Source organism: Pseudomonas resinovorans NBRC 106553 (assembly GCF_000412695.1).
GTDB lineage: Bacteria > Pseudomonadota > Gammaproteobacteria > Pseudomonadales > Pseudomonadaceae > Metapseudomonas > Metapseudomonas resinovorans_A.
Genome location: NC_021499.1, coordinates 2,655,969 through 2,671,961, shown reverse-complemented (window position 1 = coordinate 2,671,961; position 15,993 = coordinate 2,655,969). Strand labels below are relative to the sequence as shown.

At 68.1% G+C, this 15,993-nt stretch carries 15 protein-coding genes; 11 read left to right on the top strand and 4 right to left on the bottom strand.

From position 1 onward, the window contains the following. Positions 1-180 precede the first annotated feature (180 nt). Entirely contained in the window at positions 181-372 is a 192-nt protein-coding gene (locus PCA10_RS12020) for a hypothetical protein (protein ID WP_016492357.1), read from the bottom strand. Between the two features lie 156 nt (positions 373-528). Here PCA10_RS12020 and mltA point away from each other — a divergent pair, with 156 nt between their 5' ends. The 6 genes from mltA (at position 529) to PCA10_RS11990 (ending at position 7,805) form a co-directional block, all read left to right on the top strand. Beyond that, positions 529-1,707, top strand: coding sequence for a murein transglycosylase A (mltA, locus tag PCA10_RS12015; RefSeq protein WP_016492356.1), 1,179 nt, complete (start codon positions 529-531; stop codon positions 1,705-1,707). Then, a complete protein-coding gene (locus PCA10_RS12010; protein ID WP_016492355.1) occupies positions 1,704-2,210 on the top strand; it encodes a GNAT family N-acetyltransferase in 507 nt (168 codons plus the stop codon). Before mltA ends, PCA10_RS12010 begins: the two co-directional genes overlap by 4 nt. Positions 2,211-2,286: 76 nt before the next feature. Beyond that, positions 2,287-3,270 carry a sensor domain-containing diguanylate cyclase gene (locus PCA10_RS12005; protein ID WP_016492354.1) on the top strand — a complete coding sequence of 328 codons (984 nt, stop codon included), beginning with the start codon at positions 2,287-2,289 and terminating at the stop codon, positions 3,268-3,270. Between the two features lie 98 nt (positions 3,271-3,368). Next, positions 3,369-3,875, top strand: coding sequence for an RNA polymerase sigma factor (locus PCA10_RS12000; protein WP_016492353.1), 507 nt, complete (start codon positions 3,369-3,371; stop codon positions 3,873-3,875). Next, positions 3,872-4,807, top strand: coding sequence for a FecR family protein (locus PCA10_RS11995; RefSeq protein WP_016492352.1), 936 nt, complete (start codon positions 3,872-3,874; stop codon positions 4,805-4,807). Before PCA10_RS12000 ends, PCA10_RS11995 begins: the two co-directional genes overlap by 4 nt. A 619-nt stretch (positions 4,808-5,426) precedes the next feature. Next, positions 5,427-7,805, top strand: a complete 2,379-nt coding sequence (locus PCA10_RS11990; protein ID WP_016492351.1) for a TonB-dependent receptor — start codon at positions 5,427-5,429, stop codon at positions 7,803-7,805. 223 nt (positions 7,806-8,028) lie between these two features. Here the strand turns inward: PCA10_RS11990 and PCA10_RS30620 are convergent, their stop codons facing one another. Next, a complete protein-coding gene (locus PCA10_RS30620) occupies positions 8,029-8,166 on the bottom strand; it encodes a hypothetical protein (protein WP_016492350.1) in 138 nt (45 codons plus the stop codon). A gap of 227 nt (positions 8,167-8,393) precedes the next feature. Between PCA10_RS30620 and PCA10_RS11985 the strand changes: the two genes are divergently transcribed. Beyond that, positions 8,394-10,295 carry a potassium transporter Kup gene (locus PCA10_RS11985; protein ID WP_016492349.1) on the top strand — a complete coding sequence of 634 codons (1,902 nt, stop codon included), beginning with the start codon at positions 8,394-8,396 and terminating at the stop codon, positions 10,293-10,295. 6 nt (positions 10,296-10,301) lie between these two features. Here PCA10_RS11985 and PCA10_RS11980 read toward each other — a convergent pair whose 3' ends face one another. Continuing rightward, complete coding sequence (locus PCA10_RS11980; protein ID WP_016492348.1) at positions 10,302-10,841, bottom strand: cysteine hydrolase family protein; 540 nt, start codon at positions 10,839-10,841, stop codon at positions 10,302-10,304. A 225-nt stretch (positions 10,842-11,066) separates the two neighbouring features. On the opposite strand from PCA10_RS11980, the gene PCA10_RS11975 reads away from it, so the two are divergent. Then, positions 11,067-11,864 (top strand): alpha/beta fold hydrolase, encoded by a 798-nt coding sequence (locus PCA10_RS11975; RefSeq protein WP_016492347.1) that lies wholly within the window; start codon positions 11,067-11,069, stop codon positions 11,862-11,864. Between the two features lie 23 nt (positions 11,865-11,887). Here the strand turns inward: PCA10_RS11975 and PCA10_RS11970 are convergent, their stop codons facing one another. After that, positions 11,888-13,567, bottom strand: a complete 1,680-nt coding sequence (locus PCA10_RS11970; RefSeq protein ID WP_016492346.1) for an arylsulfatase — start codon at positions 13,565-13,567, stop codon at positions 11,888-11,890. A gap of 163 nt (positions 13,568-13,730) precedes the next feature. On the opposite strand from PCA10_RS11970, the gene PCA10_RS11965 reads away from it, so the two are divergent. The 3 genes from PCA10_RS11965 (at position 13,731) to PCA10_RS11955 (ending at position 15,990) form a co-directional block, all read left to right on the top strand. Beyond that, positions 13,731-14,132 carry a hypothetical protein gene (locus PCA10_RS11965; protein WP_016492345.1) on the top strand — a complete coding sequence of 134 codons (402 nt, stop codon included), beginning with the start codon at positions 13,731-13,733 and terminating at the stop codon, positions 14,130-14,132. A 65-nt stretch (positions 14,133-14,197) separates the two neighbouring features. Next, a complete protein-coding gene (locus tag PCA10_RS11960; protein ID WP_016492344.1) occupies positions 14,198-15,061 on the top strand; it encodes a GNAT family N-acetyltransferase in 864 nt (287 codons plus the stop codon). A gap of 2 nt (positions 15,062-15,063) precedes the next feature. Then, positions 15,064-15,990 carry a polysaccharide deacetylase family protein gene (locus PCA10_RS11955; RefSeq protein WP_016492343.1) on the top strand — a complete coding sequence of 309 codons (927 nt, stop codon included), beginning with the start codon at positions 15,064-15,066 and terminating at the stop codon, positions 15,988-15,990. Positions 15,991-15,993: the final 3 nt, after the last annotated feature.

The following is a 15,993-nucleotide window of genomic DNA, read 5'->3' as shown; positions in this document are numbered from 1 at the left end:
GAAAAAACCCGCCTCGAGGGCGGGTTTCTGTTTGGTCGTCGGCTAACCCGCCACTGCTGGAATGGCGGTAATAATCGCGGGGCCGGACAACCAAGGGGATTTAGTCATGGCGGGCAATCTAGAGGGACGCACTCCTTCAGGTCAAGCAACAATTTCATACAGACCAACGGAATTCATCCCTCAGACGTGATCGCGCACCACCCGCAACTCGGCCGCATCCTGGTTCATCCGCTGGATCACATTGAACAGTTGCTCCTTCAGGGCCTGGTCGCCGATACGGTCCGCCGCGCGCATCACCGCGATGGCCGCGGCCTCGTTGTTGGTCGCTACCGCATCCAGGGTCTTGCGAAAATTTCTTACCGTACGGGTCACGACAGAGGTCTCTAGAAAACTGCGAGCACCCTATTAGATGAATATTTCCTTTTCGTTTCAGTGGCTTGGATCAATGGATCGGTGCATCCGATTTGACGATGCAGCGGCCATTCACCAAGCTAACCGGCTTCTGATCCCCCACCAGGACATCAAGACGTGATTGCCCCCCTCTTCCGCCGGGGCCGACTGGCGCTGTGCGTCGCCGCCCTGCTCACCCTGGTCGCCGGTTGCGACAAGGAACCCGCCAAGCCCGAGCCGCCCAAGGTCGACACCTACACCCGCGCCAGCTGGGACGAACTCCCCGTCACCAGCGACGCCGACCTGCTCGCCGGTTTCAACGCCTGGCGCTCGGCCTGCGCGCGCCTGGCCAAGGACCCGGTCTGGGCTCCCACCTGCGCCAGCGCCGTCCAGGTGCCGGAAGACCCGGCGGCGATCCGCGCCTTCCTCAAGGCGCAACTGGAGGTCTTCAGCCTGCGCAATGCCCGCAACAGCCCCCAGGGCTTGATCACCGGCTACTACGAACCGGTGTACGCCGGCAGCCTGGAACAGAGCGAGCAGACCCCGGTGCCGGTCTACGGCATCCCCGAGGACCTCATAGTGGTGTCCCTCGACAGTCTCTATCCCGAACTCAAGGGCAAGCGCCTGCGCGGCCGCCTGGAAGGCCGTGTGCTCAAGCCCTACGACGATGCCGCCGCCATCCGTAGCAACGGCGTCAACGCGCCGGTGCTGGCCTGGCTGACCGACCCCATGGACCTGCAGTTCCTGCAGATCCAGGGTTCCGGCCGTATCCAGCTGGAAAGCGGCCGCCAGCTGCGCATCGGCTACGCCGACCAGAACGGCCACCCCTACCGCCCCGTGGGGCGCTGGTTGGTGGAACAGGGCCAGTTGAAGCAGGAGCAGGTGAGCATGGGCAGCATCCGCGACTGGGCCCGGGCCAACCCGCAACGGGTGCCGGAGCTGCTGGCGAGCAACCCCAGCTTCGTGTTCTTCGGCCTCAACCCGGACAGCAACGAAGGCCCGCGCGGCTCCCTCAACGTGCCGCTGACCGCCGGCTACAGCGTGGCCATCGACCGCAAGGTGATCCCGCTGGGCAGCCTGCTCTGGCTCTCCACCAGCACCCCGGACGGCAACCCGGTGATCCGCCCCGTGGCGGCCCAGGACACCGGCGGCGCCATCGCCGGCGAAGTCCGCGCCGACCTTTTCTGGGGTACCGGCATGGAGGCCGGCGAGCTGGCGGGCAACATGAAGCAGCAGGGACAGATCTGGCTGCTCTGGCCCAAGGGCGTGCCCCTGCCCAACACGGCCCCGGCGCCGGCCCAGGAAAAACGCACGTGAGCCTCGTCATCCGTGCCGAGCGCGCCGGCGACATTGCCGCCATCGAAGCCCTCACCGCCGCCGCCTTCGCCACGGCGCCCCACAGCAGCGGCACCGAACAGTACATCGTCAACGCCCTGCGTCGCGCCGGGCAGCTGTCGATCTCCCTGGTAGCCGAGGACGACGGCGCCATCGTCGGCCATGTGGCCCTGTCGCCGGTGCGGATATCCTCCGGCGCCAGCGGCTGGTACGGCCTGGGGCCCATCTCGGTGGCACCGGCACGCCAGGGCCAGGGCATTGGCGCGCGGCTGATGGAGGCAGCCCTGACCGGGCTGCGCGAGCTGGGTGCGCAGGGCTGCGTGCTGCTGGGCGACCCGGCTTGGTACGCGCGCTTCGGCTTCGCCCCGCAGCCCGGCCTGGTGCTGCCCGGCGTGCCGCCGGAGTATTTCCAGGCCCTGTCCTTCAGCGGCGATTGGCCTCAGGGCGAGGTGAGCTACCACTTGGCCTTCGAAGCCACTGCCTGAAACCTCACCGGATTAGGTATAAGAGGGCTTCGCGCACGAGAACGCGCCAACCGAACCGGGCAGCACGGGGGCAGCCATGAGCGACAAAGCCGATACCACCCAGGAGGTCTACAAGGCCTTGCTGGAGTCCACCCAGGCGATTCCCTGGAAGATCGACTGGAAGACCATGACCTTCGCCTACATCGGCCCGCAGATCGAGGCGCTGCTGGGCTGGAGCCAGTCCAGCTGGATATCGGTCAATGACTGGGCCGAGCGCATGCACCCGGACGACCGCGACGCCGTGGTCGCCTTCTGCGTCTCCCAGTCCCAGTCCGGCACCGACCACGAGGCGGACTACCGCGCCCTGACCGCCAACGGCGACTACGTGTGGATCCGCGACGTGGTGCACGTCATGCGCAACCCCGAGGGCGAGGTGGAGGCCCTGATCGGCTTCATGTTCGACATCAGCGAGCGCAAGCAGGCCGAACAGCAACTGATCGACCTGCAGAAGCAGCTGGAAGAGTATTCCTACAAGGACGGCCTGACCGGCGTCGCCAACCGCCGCATGTTCGACTCCATGCTGGACGTGGAATGGGCCAACGCCCAGCGCACCGGCGAGTCGCTGTCGCTGATCCTCCTGGATATCGACTACTTCAAGCAGTACAACGACCACTACGGCCATATCCAGGGCGACGACTGCCTCAAAAGCGTGGGCCAGGCGCTGATGAACGCGGCCATCCGTCCCCGTGATTTCGTCGCCCGCTTCGGCGGCGAGGAATTCGTACTGATCCTGCCCGCCACCGACGAACCGGCCGCCCGCCAGGTGGCCGAGCGCTGCCGCAAGCTGATCCGCGAACAGTGCATCCCCCACGAAAGATCCGCCATCGCTTCCCTGCTCACCATAAGCCTGGGGGTAGGCACCATCGCGCCGGGCCACGGCGACGCCGCCCTGCCCTTCATCCAGGCTGTCGACCGCCTGCTCTACCAGGCCAAGCAGCAGGGTCGCAACCGCCTGGAATCCGCCACCTGGGCATCCACCGGGAGCATCACGGCGCAGGTGGAACCGGTCGAAGGTTCCTGACCTTCGACCGGTGTGGCGCTGGGACCGCGAAAGTCGCAATTGCAAACAATTATCACTTGATATATTTTCGCGACCCTTCCCAGCCTTGCCACGCCGCCGTGACCACGCCATCCGATCCCCAGTCCGCCGACGGTCAGTTCCAGCGCCACTCCGGTGAGCTGCTGCGCTTCCTCACGCGGCAGGTCAAGTGCGCGGAACTGGCGGCCGACCTGCGCCAGGAAACCTGGCTGCGCTTGCGCCGCCGCGAACCCGGCGAGGAAATCGGCAACCTGCGGGCCTTCCTCTACCGCATCGCCCGCAACCTGATCATCGATCACCGCCGGCAGCAGGACGCCCGCCCGGCCCAGGAAGAAATCTCCGTCGAGCTGCCCAGCGAGCAGCCCGGCCCCGAGCGGGTCGCCAGCGACGCCCAGCGCCTGGAGCAGTTGCAGGACATCCTCCAGGAGCTGCCACCGCACCTGCGCCAGGCACTCTTGTGGAACCGCCTGGAAGGCCTGACCCAACGGGAAATCGGCGAACGCCTGGGTGTCTCGGAAAGCATGGCCGGACGCTATATCCTCAAGGCCCTCGAACGCTGCCAGCAGCTTATGGACGTCTCGCCGTGACACAATCCCCCCACCTCGCCCGCGCCAGGGAATGGCAAGTGCTGCTGCACTCCGGCCGCGCCACCGCCGCCGACCGCGAGGCCCTGGCCGCCTGGCGCCAGGCCGCGCCCGAGCACGAGCAGGCCATGGGCGAGGTGGAAAAACTCTGGGCGCTGCTCGGCCAGGTGCAGCTCCCACGGGAGTCGGCCACCGTGGTGCCCCTGGCCCGGCGCCGCAAGGTGGTGCGCTGGGCCGTACCCCTCGCCAGCGCTGCCGCGTTGCTCCTCGCGGTCTGGCTGCCCCAGGGCGTCTGGCTCGGGCTCTACGCCGACGCCCACACCGCACCCGGGGAAGTCCGCGAACTGCGCCTGGAAGATGGCTCGGTCCTGACCTTGAACGGCGATACCGCGCTGGACTGGAACTTCGTCGACGGCCGCCGCGAGGTGCGCCTGTACCGTGGCGAAGCGGACTTCCAGGTGTTCCCGGACGCCAACCACCCCTTCCTGATCACCGCAGGCCCGGCGCGCATCCGCGTGACCGGCACCCGCTTCGACGTCAACCGCAGCGGCGAGCGGGTCGACTTGTCAGTGACCCAGGGCCATGTCCAGGCGGCCGACAGCGGTGCGCCCGTGGCGGTGAAGGCCGGCCAGCAGGTGAGCTGGCAGGACGGCCGCCTGCAGGCCGTGGAGCCGCTGGACGCCCAGCAACGCCTGGCCTGGCAACGGGGCAAACTGGTGTTCCGCGACCGTCCCCTGGCCGACGTCTTCGCCGACCTGCAGCGCAGCCAGGGTGCCCGCGTGGTCTTCCTCGACGACGCCGTACGGCAATTGCAGGTGACCGGCGTGTTCGCCCTCGACGACCCGCAAGCCGTGCTGCGCGCCATCGAAGGCCACCTGCCGGTGCGCCTGGTGCGCCTGCCCGGATTGATCCTGGTGGCCTCCCGCGCGCCTTGATGGGTGCCGACAATTTCCGGATTTCATCTGAGCGACGAAGCTGGTGTGCGGTTCGGTTGCCCAGTTCATTGCCGAGCAGGCTGCGGTTTTTTGTTTCGCCCACCCGGGCGACTTCCTTTGGCAGTCGCCCCAAAGGAAGCAAAAGGCTTGCCCCGACATCCGGGTTTGGCTTCGCCAAACTCCCCTTGCTCCATCCTTGCTCCGGGGGCCCGCCGCGAAGGGCCATCCATGGCCCTGCGCGGCTCTCGCGGCATCCATGCCGCTCGTCCCCCTGCGCAAGGATTCCACTCGGCCTCCTGAAGGGGCGGAGTCCCTGCCTCACTTCTTCAGCAAGGTTGCAGGCCATGAGTGGGCATCGGGATTCTTGTGCCTAGCCGGCGCGAGTCACCCCTCGCCCTCCGGGAGAGGGGCGGGGGAGAGGGAAGCATCCGCCGGTTGGGAGCCAGGCAGGGCAATCACACGAATTTGCCCATCCCGTATTAACCAATGCATTACCCCACTCGAAGCCCCCACAAAAAAATTTTCCATTCGCGGTTCAGATTCCCGCAGCGCTTTCGTCTTCCGTATCTGCAAATGCGACTACTTCGCATGAACAGTTAGCCGAGAACAGGAATTCAGCATGCGGTCGACCTTCTCCCTCCTACCGGCATTCGCCGCCCTCCCCCTGGCCCTCGGCGTGGCGAGCGCCCATGGCCTCGAGCTCGACGTCCCGGCCCAGAGCCTGGACGCCGCGCTCACCGATTTCGCCGAGCAGGCCAATGTGCGGCTGCTATTCGATGCCTCGCTCACCCGTGGGAGCAAGGCGGCGCCGGCACTCAAGGGCGATTATTCGGTGGCCGAGGGCCTGGAGCGCCTGCTGCAGGGCAGCGGGTTGACCTACCGCATCGATGCCGACGGCACCGTCAGCCTGCTGCCCCGGCCCGTGGAACAGGGAGCAATGGAACTGGACAGCACCCTGGTCAACGGCCAGCTCGCCGGCCGCCCGGACCTGCCCAGCGAATTCGCCGGCGGCCAGGTGGCCCGTGGCGGGCGCATCGGCCTGCTGGGCAACCAGGACATGCAGGACACGCCGTTCAGCATCGCCAGCTACACCAGCGGCCTGATCCGCAACCGCCAGGCCCAGACCCTGGGCGAGGTGCTGCGCAGCGACCCGGCGGTGCGCCAGTCCTACGGCTTCGGCAACTTCTCCCAGGTCTTCGTGATCCGCGGCTTCCCCCTGGTCAGCGACGACATCGCCTTCAACGGCCTGTTCGGCGTGCTACCGCGCCAGATCATCGCCACCGAAGCGGTGGAGCGGGTCGAGGTGTTCAAAGGTTCCAGCGCCTTTCTCAATGGCGTGTCCCCCAGCGGCAGCGGCATTGGCGGCGGCATCAACCTGGTGTCCAAGCGCGCCGAAAACGACCCGACCCGCAGCATCAGCCTCGACTACGCCAGCGACAGCCGCGTGGGCACGCACCTGGACCTGGGCCAGCGCTTTGGCGAGGACAACCGCTTCGGCGCGCGCATGAACCTGGCCCAGCGCGAAGGCGAAACCGCCGTGGAGGACGAGCACAACCGCTTCAGCCTGGCGGCCTTCGGCCTCGACTACCGGGGTGACCGCCTGCGCCTGGCGGCCGACTTCGGCTACCAGAAGCAGCGCGTCAACGAGGGGCGCTCGGTGGTCTACCTGAGCGGGCTGAAGAAGGTGCCCAAGGTGCCGGACGCCAATGACAACTACGCCCAGCCCTGGGCCTGGTCGCAGCTGGAAGACAGCTACGGCATGCTCAGCGGCGAGTACGACGTGAACCAGCAATGGACCGCCTACCTGGCCGTGGGCGGCCGCTACACCCGCGAGAACGGCGTGTACTCCTCGCTCTATGTCAGCGCCCTGGACGGCACCGCCAGCGTCGGCCGTCTCTACGCCCCGCGCGATGAAGAAAGCGAAAGCGCCACGGCCGGCCTGCGCGGCAACTTCGCCACCGGGCCGGTGAGCCATCAGCTGAACCTCGGCCTCAGCGGCAACTGGCGCGAATTCCGCAGCGCCAACGAATCCACCTCGGCCGCCAATCGCCTGCCGGGCAATCTCTACAACCCCTTCCCCTCGCCGATTCCCCGCGCCACGGTCGCCGGCGATATCCACCACCCACGCAAGACCGGCACCACCGAAGCCCGCAGCGTGGCGGTCTCGGACACCCTGGGTTTCTTCGACGAGCGCGCCCTGCTGACCCTCGGCGTTCGCCGCCAATCCATCGCCACCGATGGCTGGAGCGCCGCCACCGGGCTGCGCACCACCCAGTACGACGACAGCATCACCACCCCGGTCTACGGCCTGGTGATCAAGGCCACCGACTACCTGTCCTTCTACGCCAACCGCATCGAAGGCCTGGCCCCCGGCCCCACCGCCCCCAGCACCGCGAGCAACAGCGGCGAGATGTTCGCGCCCTTCCGTTCCAAGCAGATCGAGGCCGGCGTGAAGCTGGACTGGGGCACCTTCGGCGGCTCCTTGGGCGTGTACCGCATCGAGCAGCCCCAGGGCGTCACCAACAACGGTGTGTTCGGCGTGGATGCCGAGCAGCGCAACCGCGGCGTCGAACTCAGCCTGTTCGGCGAGCTGCAGCCGGGTCTGCGCCTGCTGGCCGGCGGCACCCTAATGGACACCGAGCTGCGCGGCACCGCCAATGGCAGCAACGACGGCAACCGCGCCGTGGGCGTACCGGAGTTCCAGTACAACCTGGGCCTGGACTGGGACGTGCCCGGCGTACCGGGATTGGCGGTCAACGGCTTGCTGATGCGCACCGGCGGCCAGTTCTACGACTCGGCCAACGAGCTGAGCATTCCCGCCTGGACCCGCGTCGACCTGGGTGCGCGCTACGCCTTCAAGCTGGAGCAGCGCGACCTGACCCTGCGAGCCAACCTGGAGAACGTCGCCGACGAGGGCTACTGGGAATCCACCAACGGCGGCTACCTCACCCAGGGTGCTCCGCGCACCTTCAAGCTCTCGGCCACCCTGGACTTCTGAGCCGCGTCCGGGGCGCCCCATGCGCCCCCTTGGCCGCCTCGTCCGGATGGTCGGATCCTGCGCCCCAACGGCGCACTGGCCGCCCGCGGAATCATGCATGTTAGAAACGCGGATCATTCTCGGGTTTGGTCGTCACGGAATGTAGTGCCGGGTTGCGCCATGGCGCCGTGACGACCCTTTTACCCCCCGATCGCAAAGCCCCCGCAAGGCACGAGCCCCGGGTTCAGTGGAACCTCGGCCAGTGCCAGTGGTGATGCTCGAACCAGTCCCGCACCAGCGGGCGGTTGTTCCACAGCACCATGCCGATACCGCAGAAGAACACGCAGCCAATCGCGACCAGGCCCAGCGCATTGATGTCCATGGCTCGCCTCCTCGTCTCTCCAATCACGACTGCTATCAGCTTAGCGCCCGCCTGAACGGCCGACGGGCCAGGGTGCCAGCCGGTCGGCGCCGGCATTTTTTACGCAATCTTTACGGCGTCGGCGCGGGCACGCATGGATACTTGGCGCCCCTTTGTGGGCCGCTCCCGCACCCACCCTCCCGTGCCCCGCCGCTCTCCGCGCCACAGCCCCACCCAGGAGTGAATCGATGAGTTCCAGCGCCCTGGAGCCCCAGGCCCATTCCCGCGCCCATCCATCCTCGTTCGGCCTGCTGGTAGGTGCGGTCGGCGTGGTCTACGGCGATATCGGCACCAGCCCGCTGTACACCCTCAAGGAAGTGTTCGCCGGCCACTACGGCGTGCAGGTCAACAGCGAGGGCGTGCTCGGCATCCTCTCCCTGGTGCTCTGGTCCCTGCTCTGGGTGGTATCGCTGAAGTACGTGCTGTTCATGCTGCGCGCCGACAACGGCGGCGAAGGCGGCGTGATGGCCCTGACCGCGCTGGCGCGCCGCGCCACGGCGGGCTACCCCCGGCTGAGTGGGCTGCTGGTGCTGCTGGGCCTGTTCGGCACCGCGCTGTTCTACGGCGACAGCATGATCACTCCGGCGATATCCGTGCTCTCGGCGGTGGAAGGCCTGGACGTCGCCCTGCCCGGCCTCGGCCACTGGGTGGTGCCGGTGACCGTGGTGCTGCTGATCGGCCTGTTCCTGATCCAGAAGCACGGCACCGCGCGCATCGGCATCCTGTTCGGCCCGGTGATGGTGATCTGGTTCGTGGTGCTGGGGGTGCTCGGCATCCATGGCATCGTCCAGCGCCCCGAAGTGCTGCAGGCGGTGAACCCCTGGTGGGGCTTCAACTTCTTCCTCGCCCACCCCGGCATCGGCGTCACCATCCTCGGCGCGGTGGTCCTGGCCCTGACCGGCGCCGAGGCCCTCTACGCCGACATGGGCCACTTCGGCCGCAAGCCCATCGCCCGCGCCTGGTTCAGCCTGGTCCTGCCGGGCCTGATGCTGAACTACTTCGGCCAGGGCGCGCTGCTGCTCGAGAACCCCGAGGCGGCGCGCAACCCCTTCTACCTGCTGGCCCCGGATTGGGCGCTGCTGCCGATGATCGGCCTGGCCACCCTGGCCACCATCATTGCTTCCCAGGCGGTGATCTCCGGTGCCTTCTCCCTGAGCCAGCAAGCCATCCAGCTGGGCTACATCCCGCGCATGCAGGTGCAGCACACCTCCAGCGCCGCCCAGGGGCAGATCTACATCGGCCTGGTAAACTGGGCGCTGATGACCTGCGTGGTCCTGCTGGTGATCGGCTTCGGTTCTTCCGGGGCGCTGGCGGCGGCCTATGGCGTGGCCGTGACCACCACCATGCTGATCGACACCCTGCTGGTGTCGGCGGTGATGCTGCTGCTCTGGCGCGTGCCGCGCTGGCTGGCGGTGCCGCTGCTGCTGGGCTTCCTGCTGGTGGACGGGCTGTTCTTCAGCGCCAACGTGCCGAAGATCCTCCAGGGCGGCGCCTTCCCGGTGGTCGCCGGGGTGATCCTGTTCGTCCTGATGACCACCTGGAAGCGCGGCAAGAACATCCTCATCCAGCGCCTCGACGAAACCGCCCTGCCCCTGCGCGGCTTCGTCGACAGCATCGGCATCCAGCCGCCGCACCGCGTCCAGGGCACCGCCGTGTTCCTCAGCGCCAGTCCGGATGCGGTGCCCCACGCGCTGCTGCACAACCTGCTGCACAACCAGGTGCTGCACCAGCAGGTGGTGCTGCTGACCGTGGTGACCCGCGACACGCCGCGCATCGATGAGGACCAGCGCTTCGAGGTGACGCGCTACGAGTCCGGCTTCTACCGGGTACTGCTGCACTTCGGTTTCATGGAAGAGCCCGACGTACCCCAGGCCCTGCAGGCCTGCCGCATCGAGGGCCTGAACTTCACCCCCATGGGCACCACCTACTTCCTCAGCCGGGAAACGGTGATCCCCACCCGGCACCTGGGCATGGCGCTCTGGCGCGAGAGGCTGTTCGCCTTCCTGCACAAGAACGCCAACAGCAGCCTGCGCTACTTCCAGCTACCGGTTAACCGGGTGATCGAACTGGGTACCCAGGTCGAAATCTGAGCCGGCTCAGCCTTCGATGGACACCGCCGCGGCCGGCACCACCTGAGCGCGCACGCCGAAGCTGGACATGCTGCCGAGCACCGCGTTGTGGTGGGCGATGATCTGCGGCGCGCTGATGGCGGCGTTGTCCTGGGTGGAATGGCCATCCTCCGGCAGCACCACCTGGTAGCCCAGCGCCAGGGCGCGACGCACCGTGGTGTCGACGCAGTAGTCGGTCTGCAGGCCGCAGATGATCAGGCGCTGGATGCCGCGCTGCTGCAGGCATTGCTGCAGCTCGGTGTTGTTGAAGGAGTCGCAGGTGGTCTTGCCGATGCGGATGTCGTCGTCCGCCACCAGCAGCCCCTCGGCCAGCTTCCAGCCCTCGCTGCCGACCTGGAAGTCGCCGCTGGGTTCCTCATGCTGGATCAGCACCACCGGGATGCCGGCGGCCCGCGCCCTGGCGCTCAGGCCGTTGATGGCGGACAGCACCCGGTCGATCTCGAAGGCGGCGTAGCGGCCGACGCTGATGGCATGCTGGACATCGATGATGAGCAGTGCAGTGTTCATGGACAGGCCTCCGGCAAGGAAAGCCCGCGAGCTTATGCCGGCGCGAGTCTCCACGCCAGAGCCGCATTTCGGACCGTAGGTTGTGGCTGAGCGAAGCGAAGCCCAACGTCCCCCTCCAGCCCTCGTTGGGCCGCGCCACGCTTGGCCCAACCTACAGGTATCCCTATGCTGCCACCCAGGTTCTTTTCTGGCAGCCTATGCGCCTTCCCCGCCTGGAGCCTCCCCGTGCCGAACCCCAGCCACCACACGCAAGACCTCTGGGTCGACAGCCTGCACGGCAGACTCTTCGTGCGTATCTGGAGCCCCGACCAGCAGAGCCCCTGCTTCGAGCAGGCGCCCATCGTGCTGTTCCATGACTCCCTGGGTTGCGTGCAGCTCTGGCGCGACTTCCCCAGCCACCTCGCGGCCGCCACCGGCAAGGTGGTGGTGGCTTACGACCGCCTGGGCTTCGGCCGCTCCGACGCGCATCCGGGCCGGCTCGTCCGGGGCTTCGTCGGCGACGAGGCCGAGCAGGGCTTCACCCTGGTGAAGGACGCCCTGGGCATCCGCGAGTTCATCGCCTTCGGCCACAGCGTCGGCGGCGGCATGGCCACCCACTGCGCGTCGCGCCACCGCGAGCACTGCCTGGCGCTGATCAGCGAATCGGCCCAGGCCTTCGTCGAAGACCGCACCCTGGACGGCATCCGCGAAGCCAAGGCGGGCTTTGGCCAGGACGGCCAGCTGGAGCGGTTGGCCAAGTACCACGGCGACAAGGCGCGCTGGGTGCTGGACGCCTGGACCGAGACCTGGCTGTCGGCGGATTTCGCCGACTGGCACCTGGAGGCCGAAGTGGAGCGCCTGGACTGCCCGGTACTGGCCATCCATGGCGAGACGGACGAGTTCGGCTCCGCCCTGCACCCCCAGCGGATCGCCGCGCTAACCGACGGCCCGGCCCGGGTACTGCTGCTGCAAGGCTGCGGCCACGTGCCCCATCGCGAGCAGCAGGATGCGGTACTCGAAGCGGTGACCGGGTTCCTCGGCTGACCCTAAGGTGCCGGCGGCGAGGCTCAATAGCCGCTGACCTGGTCCGGCAGGATCACCCCGTTGTCGGCGGCGTAGCGTCGCCACAGCTCCTGCAGCTCGGCGCGTTTGTCCGGTTCCGACCGGCTCAGGTCGTGGCGCTCGGCCAGGTCCGTGGCCAGGTTGTACAACTGCCAGTCGTCGTTCCCCCAGGGCCTGGGCATATGCACCAGCTTCCAGTCGCCCTGGCGGATGAAGTACTTGCCGAACAGCTCGCCGCCCAGGCTTCGTTCCGGGTTCGTTGCGCCCTGAAGCAGCGGCAGGATCGACAGGCCCGACATGGGCTCCACCACCCTGCCCTGGTAGCGCCGGCCGGGGGGCGCGACACCCGCCAGCTCCAACAGCGTCGGGGCGAAGTCCTTGACGCTGACCAGCTCATGCAGCAACCCGCCTTCGCCATGCATCGAGGGAATCCGCAGGATGCCAACCGTACGGGTGCCGCCCTCGCTGGCGAACCCCTTGTGCAGCTTGAAGGCCGGTGCCGACGCCCGCGCCCAGTCCGGGCCGAGGAAGGTATAGGAACCCGGCCGGCCCATCTGCTCGAAGCTGAAATCATGGGTCTCGTCGACCACCTTGCGGATCTCCGGGAACAGCGCCGCCGGCCAGGTTTCGTCCAGGTCGTGCCCTTCCGCGCCGTTGTCGGAAATGAACAGCACCACCGTGTTGTCGTACACGCCCTGCGCCTTCAGGTAGTCGAGGACCCGGCCGGTGTTGAAGTCCAGCTCGTCCACCATGGCGGCGTAGGTCTCCATGGCCCGCGCTTCCCGTTCGCGCTCCCGGGGCGACAGGCTGCTCCAGGGCCGGCCCCTGGGCGCGCGTTCGGCGCCCTCGGCGTCGGCAGGGATCAGGCCGAGGGCCTTCTGCTTGTCCAGGCGCTGCTGGAACAACGCATCAAAGCCGGCCTGGTAGCGGCCCCGGTATTTGGCCAGGGCGGCGTCCGGCGCCTGCAACGGCCAGTGCGGCGCGGTGAACGCGAGCATGGCGAAGAACGGCCGGCCATCGTTCTGATCGGCCTTCAGGTAGTCGATCACCTGGTCGGCGTAGAACTGCGACGAGTAGTGGAAGTTCTCCGGCAGGCGCGCAAGCGGCCGCCCGTCCCGGGCGTAGGGCGCCTTGGCGTCCGGCGTCGGCGCATAGGCGGGTTTCATGTCGGCGAAATGGCTGGCGCCGCCGCTCAACAGACTGAAGGAGCGCTCGAAGCCACGGTCGTCCGGGCCGGTGCTGTCGGTGTTGCCCAAGTGCCACTTGCCGCTCAGGTAGGTGTGGTAGCCAGCATCCCGCAGCAGCGACGCCACGGTGACCACGCGCTCGTTGAGGTGCCCTTCGTAGCCCGGTTTGCCCACCTGGTTGGGCGCCAGTTCCTCCGCCATGTTGCCCAGCCCGGCCAGGTGCGGGTCGACGCCGGTGAGCAACGCCGCGCGGGTGGGCGAACAGGCGGGCATGGCCTGGAAGTTGGTCAGGCGGATGCCGGCGGCGGCCAGGGAATCCAGGTTCGGCGTGGCGATCTCGCTGCCGAAGCTGCCGAGGTCGGCAAAGCCCAGGTCATCCGCGACTATGAGCAGGATGTTGGGCCGGGCGGGATCGCTGGAGGCGGCCCGGGCCGCCGGACCACAGGTGAGTGCCAGCAGCCCCAGGGACAGACAGGCAAGGGTTTTGAAGCTGGGCATGACGTCTTTCCTGGTTGTCGGTGTCGGCGCCACTAGGCCACAACGGCAATCCCGCTGGCTTGTCCCTCCCTGCAAAGGGGCTTGGCCCTGCCTGCCAGGCCCATCGACCGCGCGGCGGCCCGGGGTTGGCGCCACGGACCCCGGCTGGCTATGCTCGCAAGCCATGACGCCCACCCTTCCCACCCGCCAACCCTGCCCCCCTGGCGCCTGCAATTGCGGGCGCGACGCGCTGCAGGAAGCCCCTCTCGCGGACTGCCGCATACTGCTGCTCACCCGCCAGGAGGAGCAGCGCCTGCTGGAGCGGCTGGAGAACATCCAGAGCCTCGCCGACCTGGAGCACATGCAGCGGCGCCTGTTCGAGCAACTCGGCCTGCGCCTGCACATCGCCCCGGGGTTCAACGAAGTGCGCACCATGCGCGGCATCGAGATCCGCATCGACGAGTTGCCCGGCCTCTGCCGCAAGACCCGCCAGTCGATTCCAGCCGCCATTCGCCGGGGCCTGGAGCTGCACCCGGAAATCGCCTATCGGCTGCTGGACGCCCACGACCTCCTGCGCGACGCCTGACCCTGGCCGCCGCGCCTGCCGGGCGCTATACCCATAGCGTCAGCCCGGTCCAGGAGTAACCCGCCATGTCCGCCCCGCTGGAAATCCGCAGCATGAGCCGCGCCGAGCTGGACCAGTTGGTGGACTGGGCCGCCCGCGAGGGCTGGAACCCCGGCTTGCATGACGCCGAGCTGTTCTGGGCCACCGATCCCGAAGCCTTCGTCGCGGCGGAGCTGGAAGGCGAGCTGATCGGCGGCGGCGCCATCACCTCCTATGCCGGCGAGTTCGGCTTCATGGGCTTTTTCATCGTGCGCCCGGCGTTTCGCGGCCGCGGCCTTGGCGACCAGCTCTGGCATGCCCGTCGCGACCGGCTGCTGGCACGCCTGCGCCCCGGCGCCGCCATCGGCATGGACGGGGTGTTCGCCATGCAGGACTACTACGCCAAGGGCGGCTTCCGCTTTTCCCATCGCAACCTGCGCTTTCGGGCCGAGATCGGCACGCCGCTGGCGGCTGAGGACGACGAGGTGCTGCCACTCGCCGGGTTCGCGTTCGACGAAGTCCTGGCCTACGACCGCAGCTGCTTTCCCGCCCCACGGAGCAACTTCCTGCGGGGCTGGATCGCCCAGCCCGACGCCCTCGCCCTGGGGTGCCGACGCAATGGCCGCCTCGCCGGCTTCGGGGTGATCCGCCGCTGCCTGGAAGGCTGCAAGATCGGACCCCTGTTCGCCGATGACGCCAACGCCGCCGAGGCCCTCTACACAGGCCTGGCCAACTTCGCCCTGGGCGGGCCGCTGTTCCTCGACGCCCCGGAGAACAACCCGCTGGCCATGGCCCTGGTACGCCGCCACGCCATGCTCGAAGTCTTCGGTTGCGCCCGCATGTACCTGGGCACGCCGGCGCCGGTGGCCGACGGGCGCATCTTCGGCGTCGCCACCTTCGAGCTCGGTTGACCATGCAGCGCGACCTGCTGGGCTACGCCGGCCAACCACCCGATCCGCGCTGGCCAGGCGGGGCGCGGTTGGCGTTGCAGTTCGTGCTGAACGTGGAAGAAGGAGCCGAGTCCACGGTGCTCAATGGCGACGACCGCTCCGAAGCCTACCTGCATGAACTGCCGGGGCGCCCGGCGCGCCTCGGCGAGCGCGACCTGAGCGTGGAAGGCCTGTATGAGTACGGCTCCCGCGCCGGGGTCTGGCGCCTGCTCGAGCTGTTCGCCGAGCGCGGCCTGCCGCTGACCGCCTTCGCCGTCGGCCGCGCCCTGGAGCTGGTGCCGCAGATCGGCCACGCCCTGCGCGCTGGCGGCCATGAAGTGGCCGGGCACGGCTACCGCTGGCTGGATTACCAGCACATTGCCGAGGACGAAGAGCGCCGGCATATCCGCCAGACCATCGAGCTGATCCAGCGCATCTGCGGCCGGCGCCCGCTGGGCTGGTACACCGGCCGGGTGAGCGCCAACACCCGCCGCCTGCTGCGCGAGGAAGGCGGTTTCCTCTACAGCTCCGACGCCTACAACGACGACCTGCCCTACTGGCTGCCCGGCGAGCCGCCGCACCTGATCATTCCCTACAGCCTGGTCAACAACGACGCGCGCTACCTGATGCCCCACGGCTTCGCCTCGGGCCAGGACTTCCTGCAGCAGCTCAAGGACGCCTTCGACTACCTCTGGCACCAGGGCGCGCGGCAGCCGACGCTGATGAGCGTCGGCCTGCACGGCCGGATCAGCGGCCACCCGGCACGCGCCATGGCCCTGGCGCGCTTCCTCGACCATGTGCAGGGCCATGGGGGCGTGTGGGTCTGTCGGCGGGAGGACATCGCCCGGCACTGGATCGCCGAGCACGGCTACAAGGCGGGTGCCCCTGGGGGCAGCGGCAACCCGCCTTAGCGC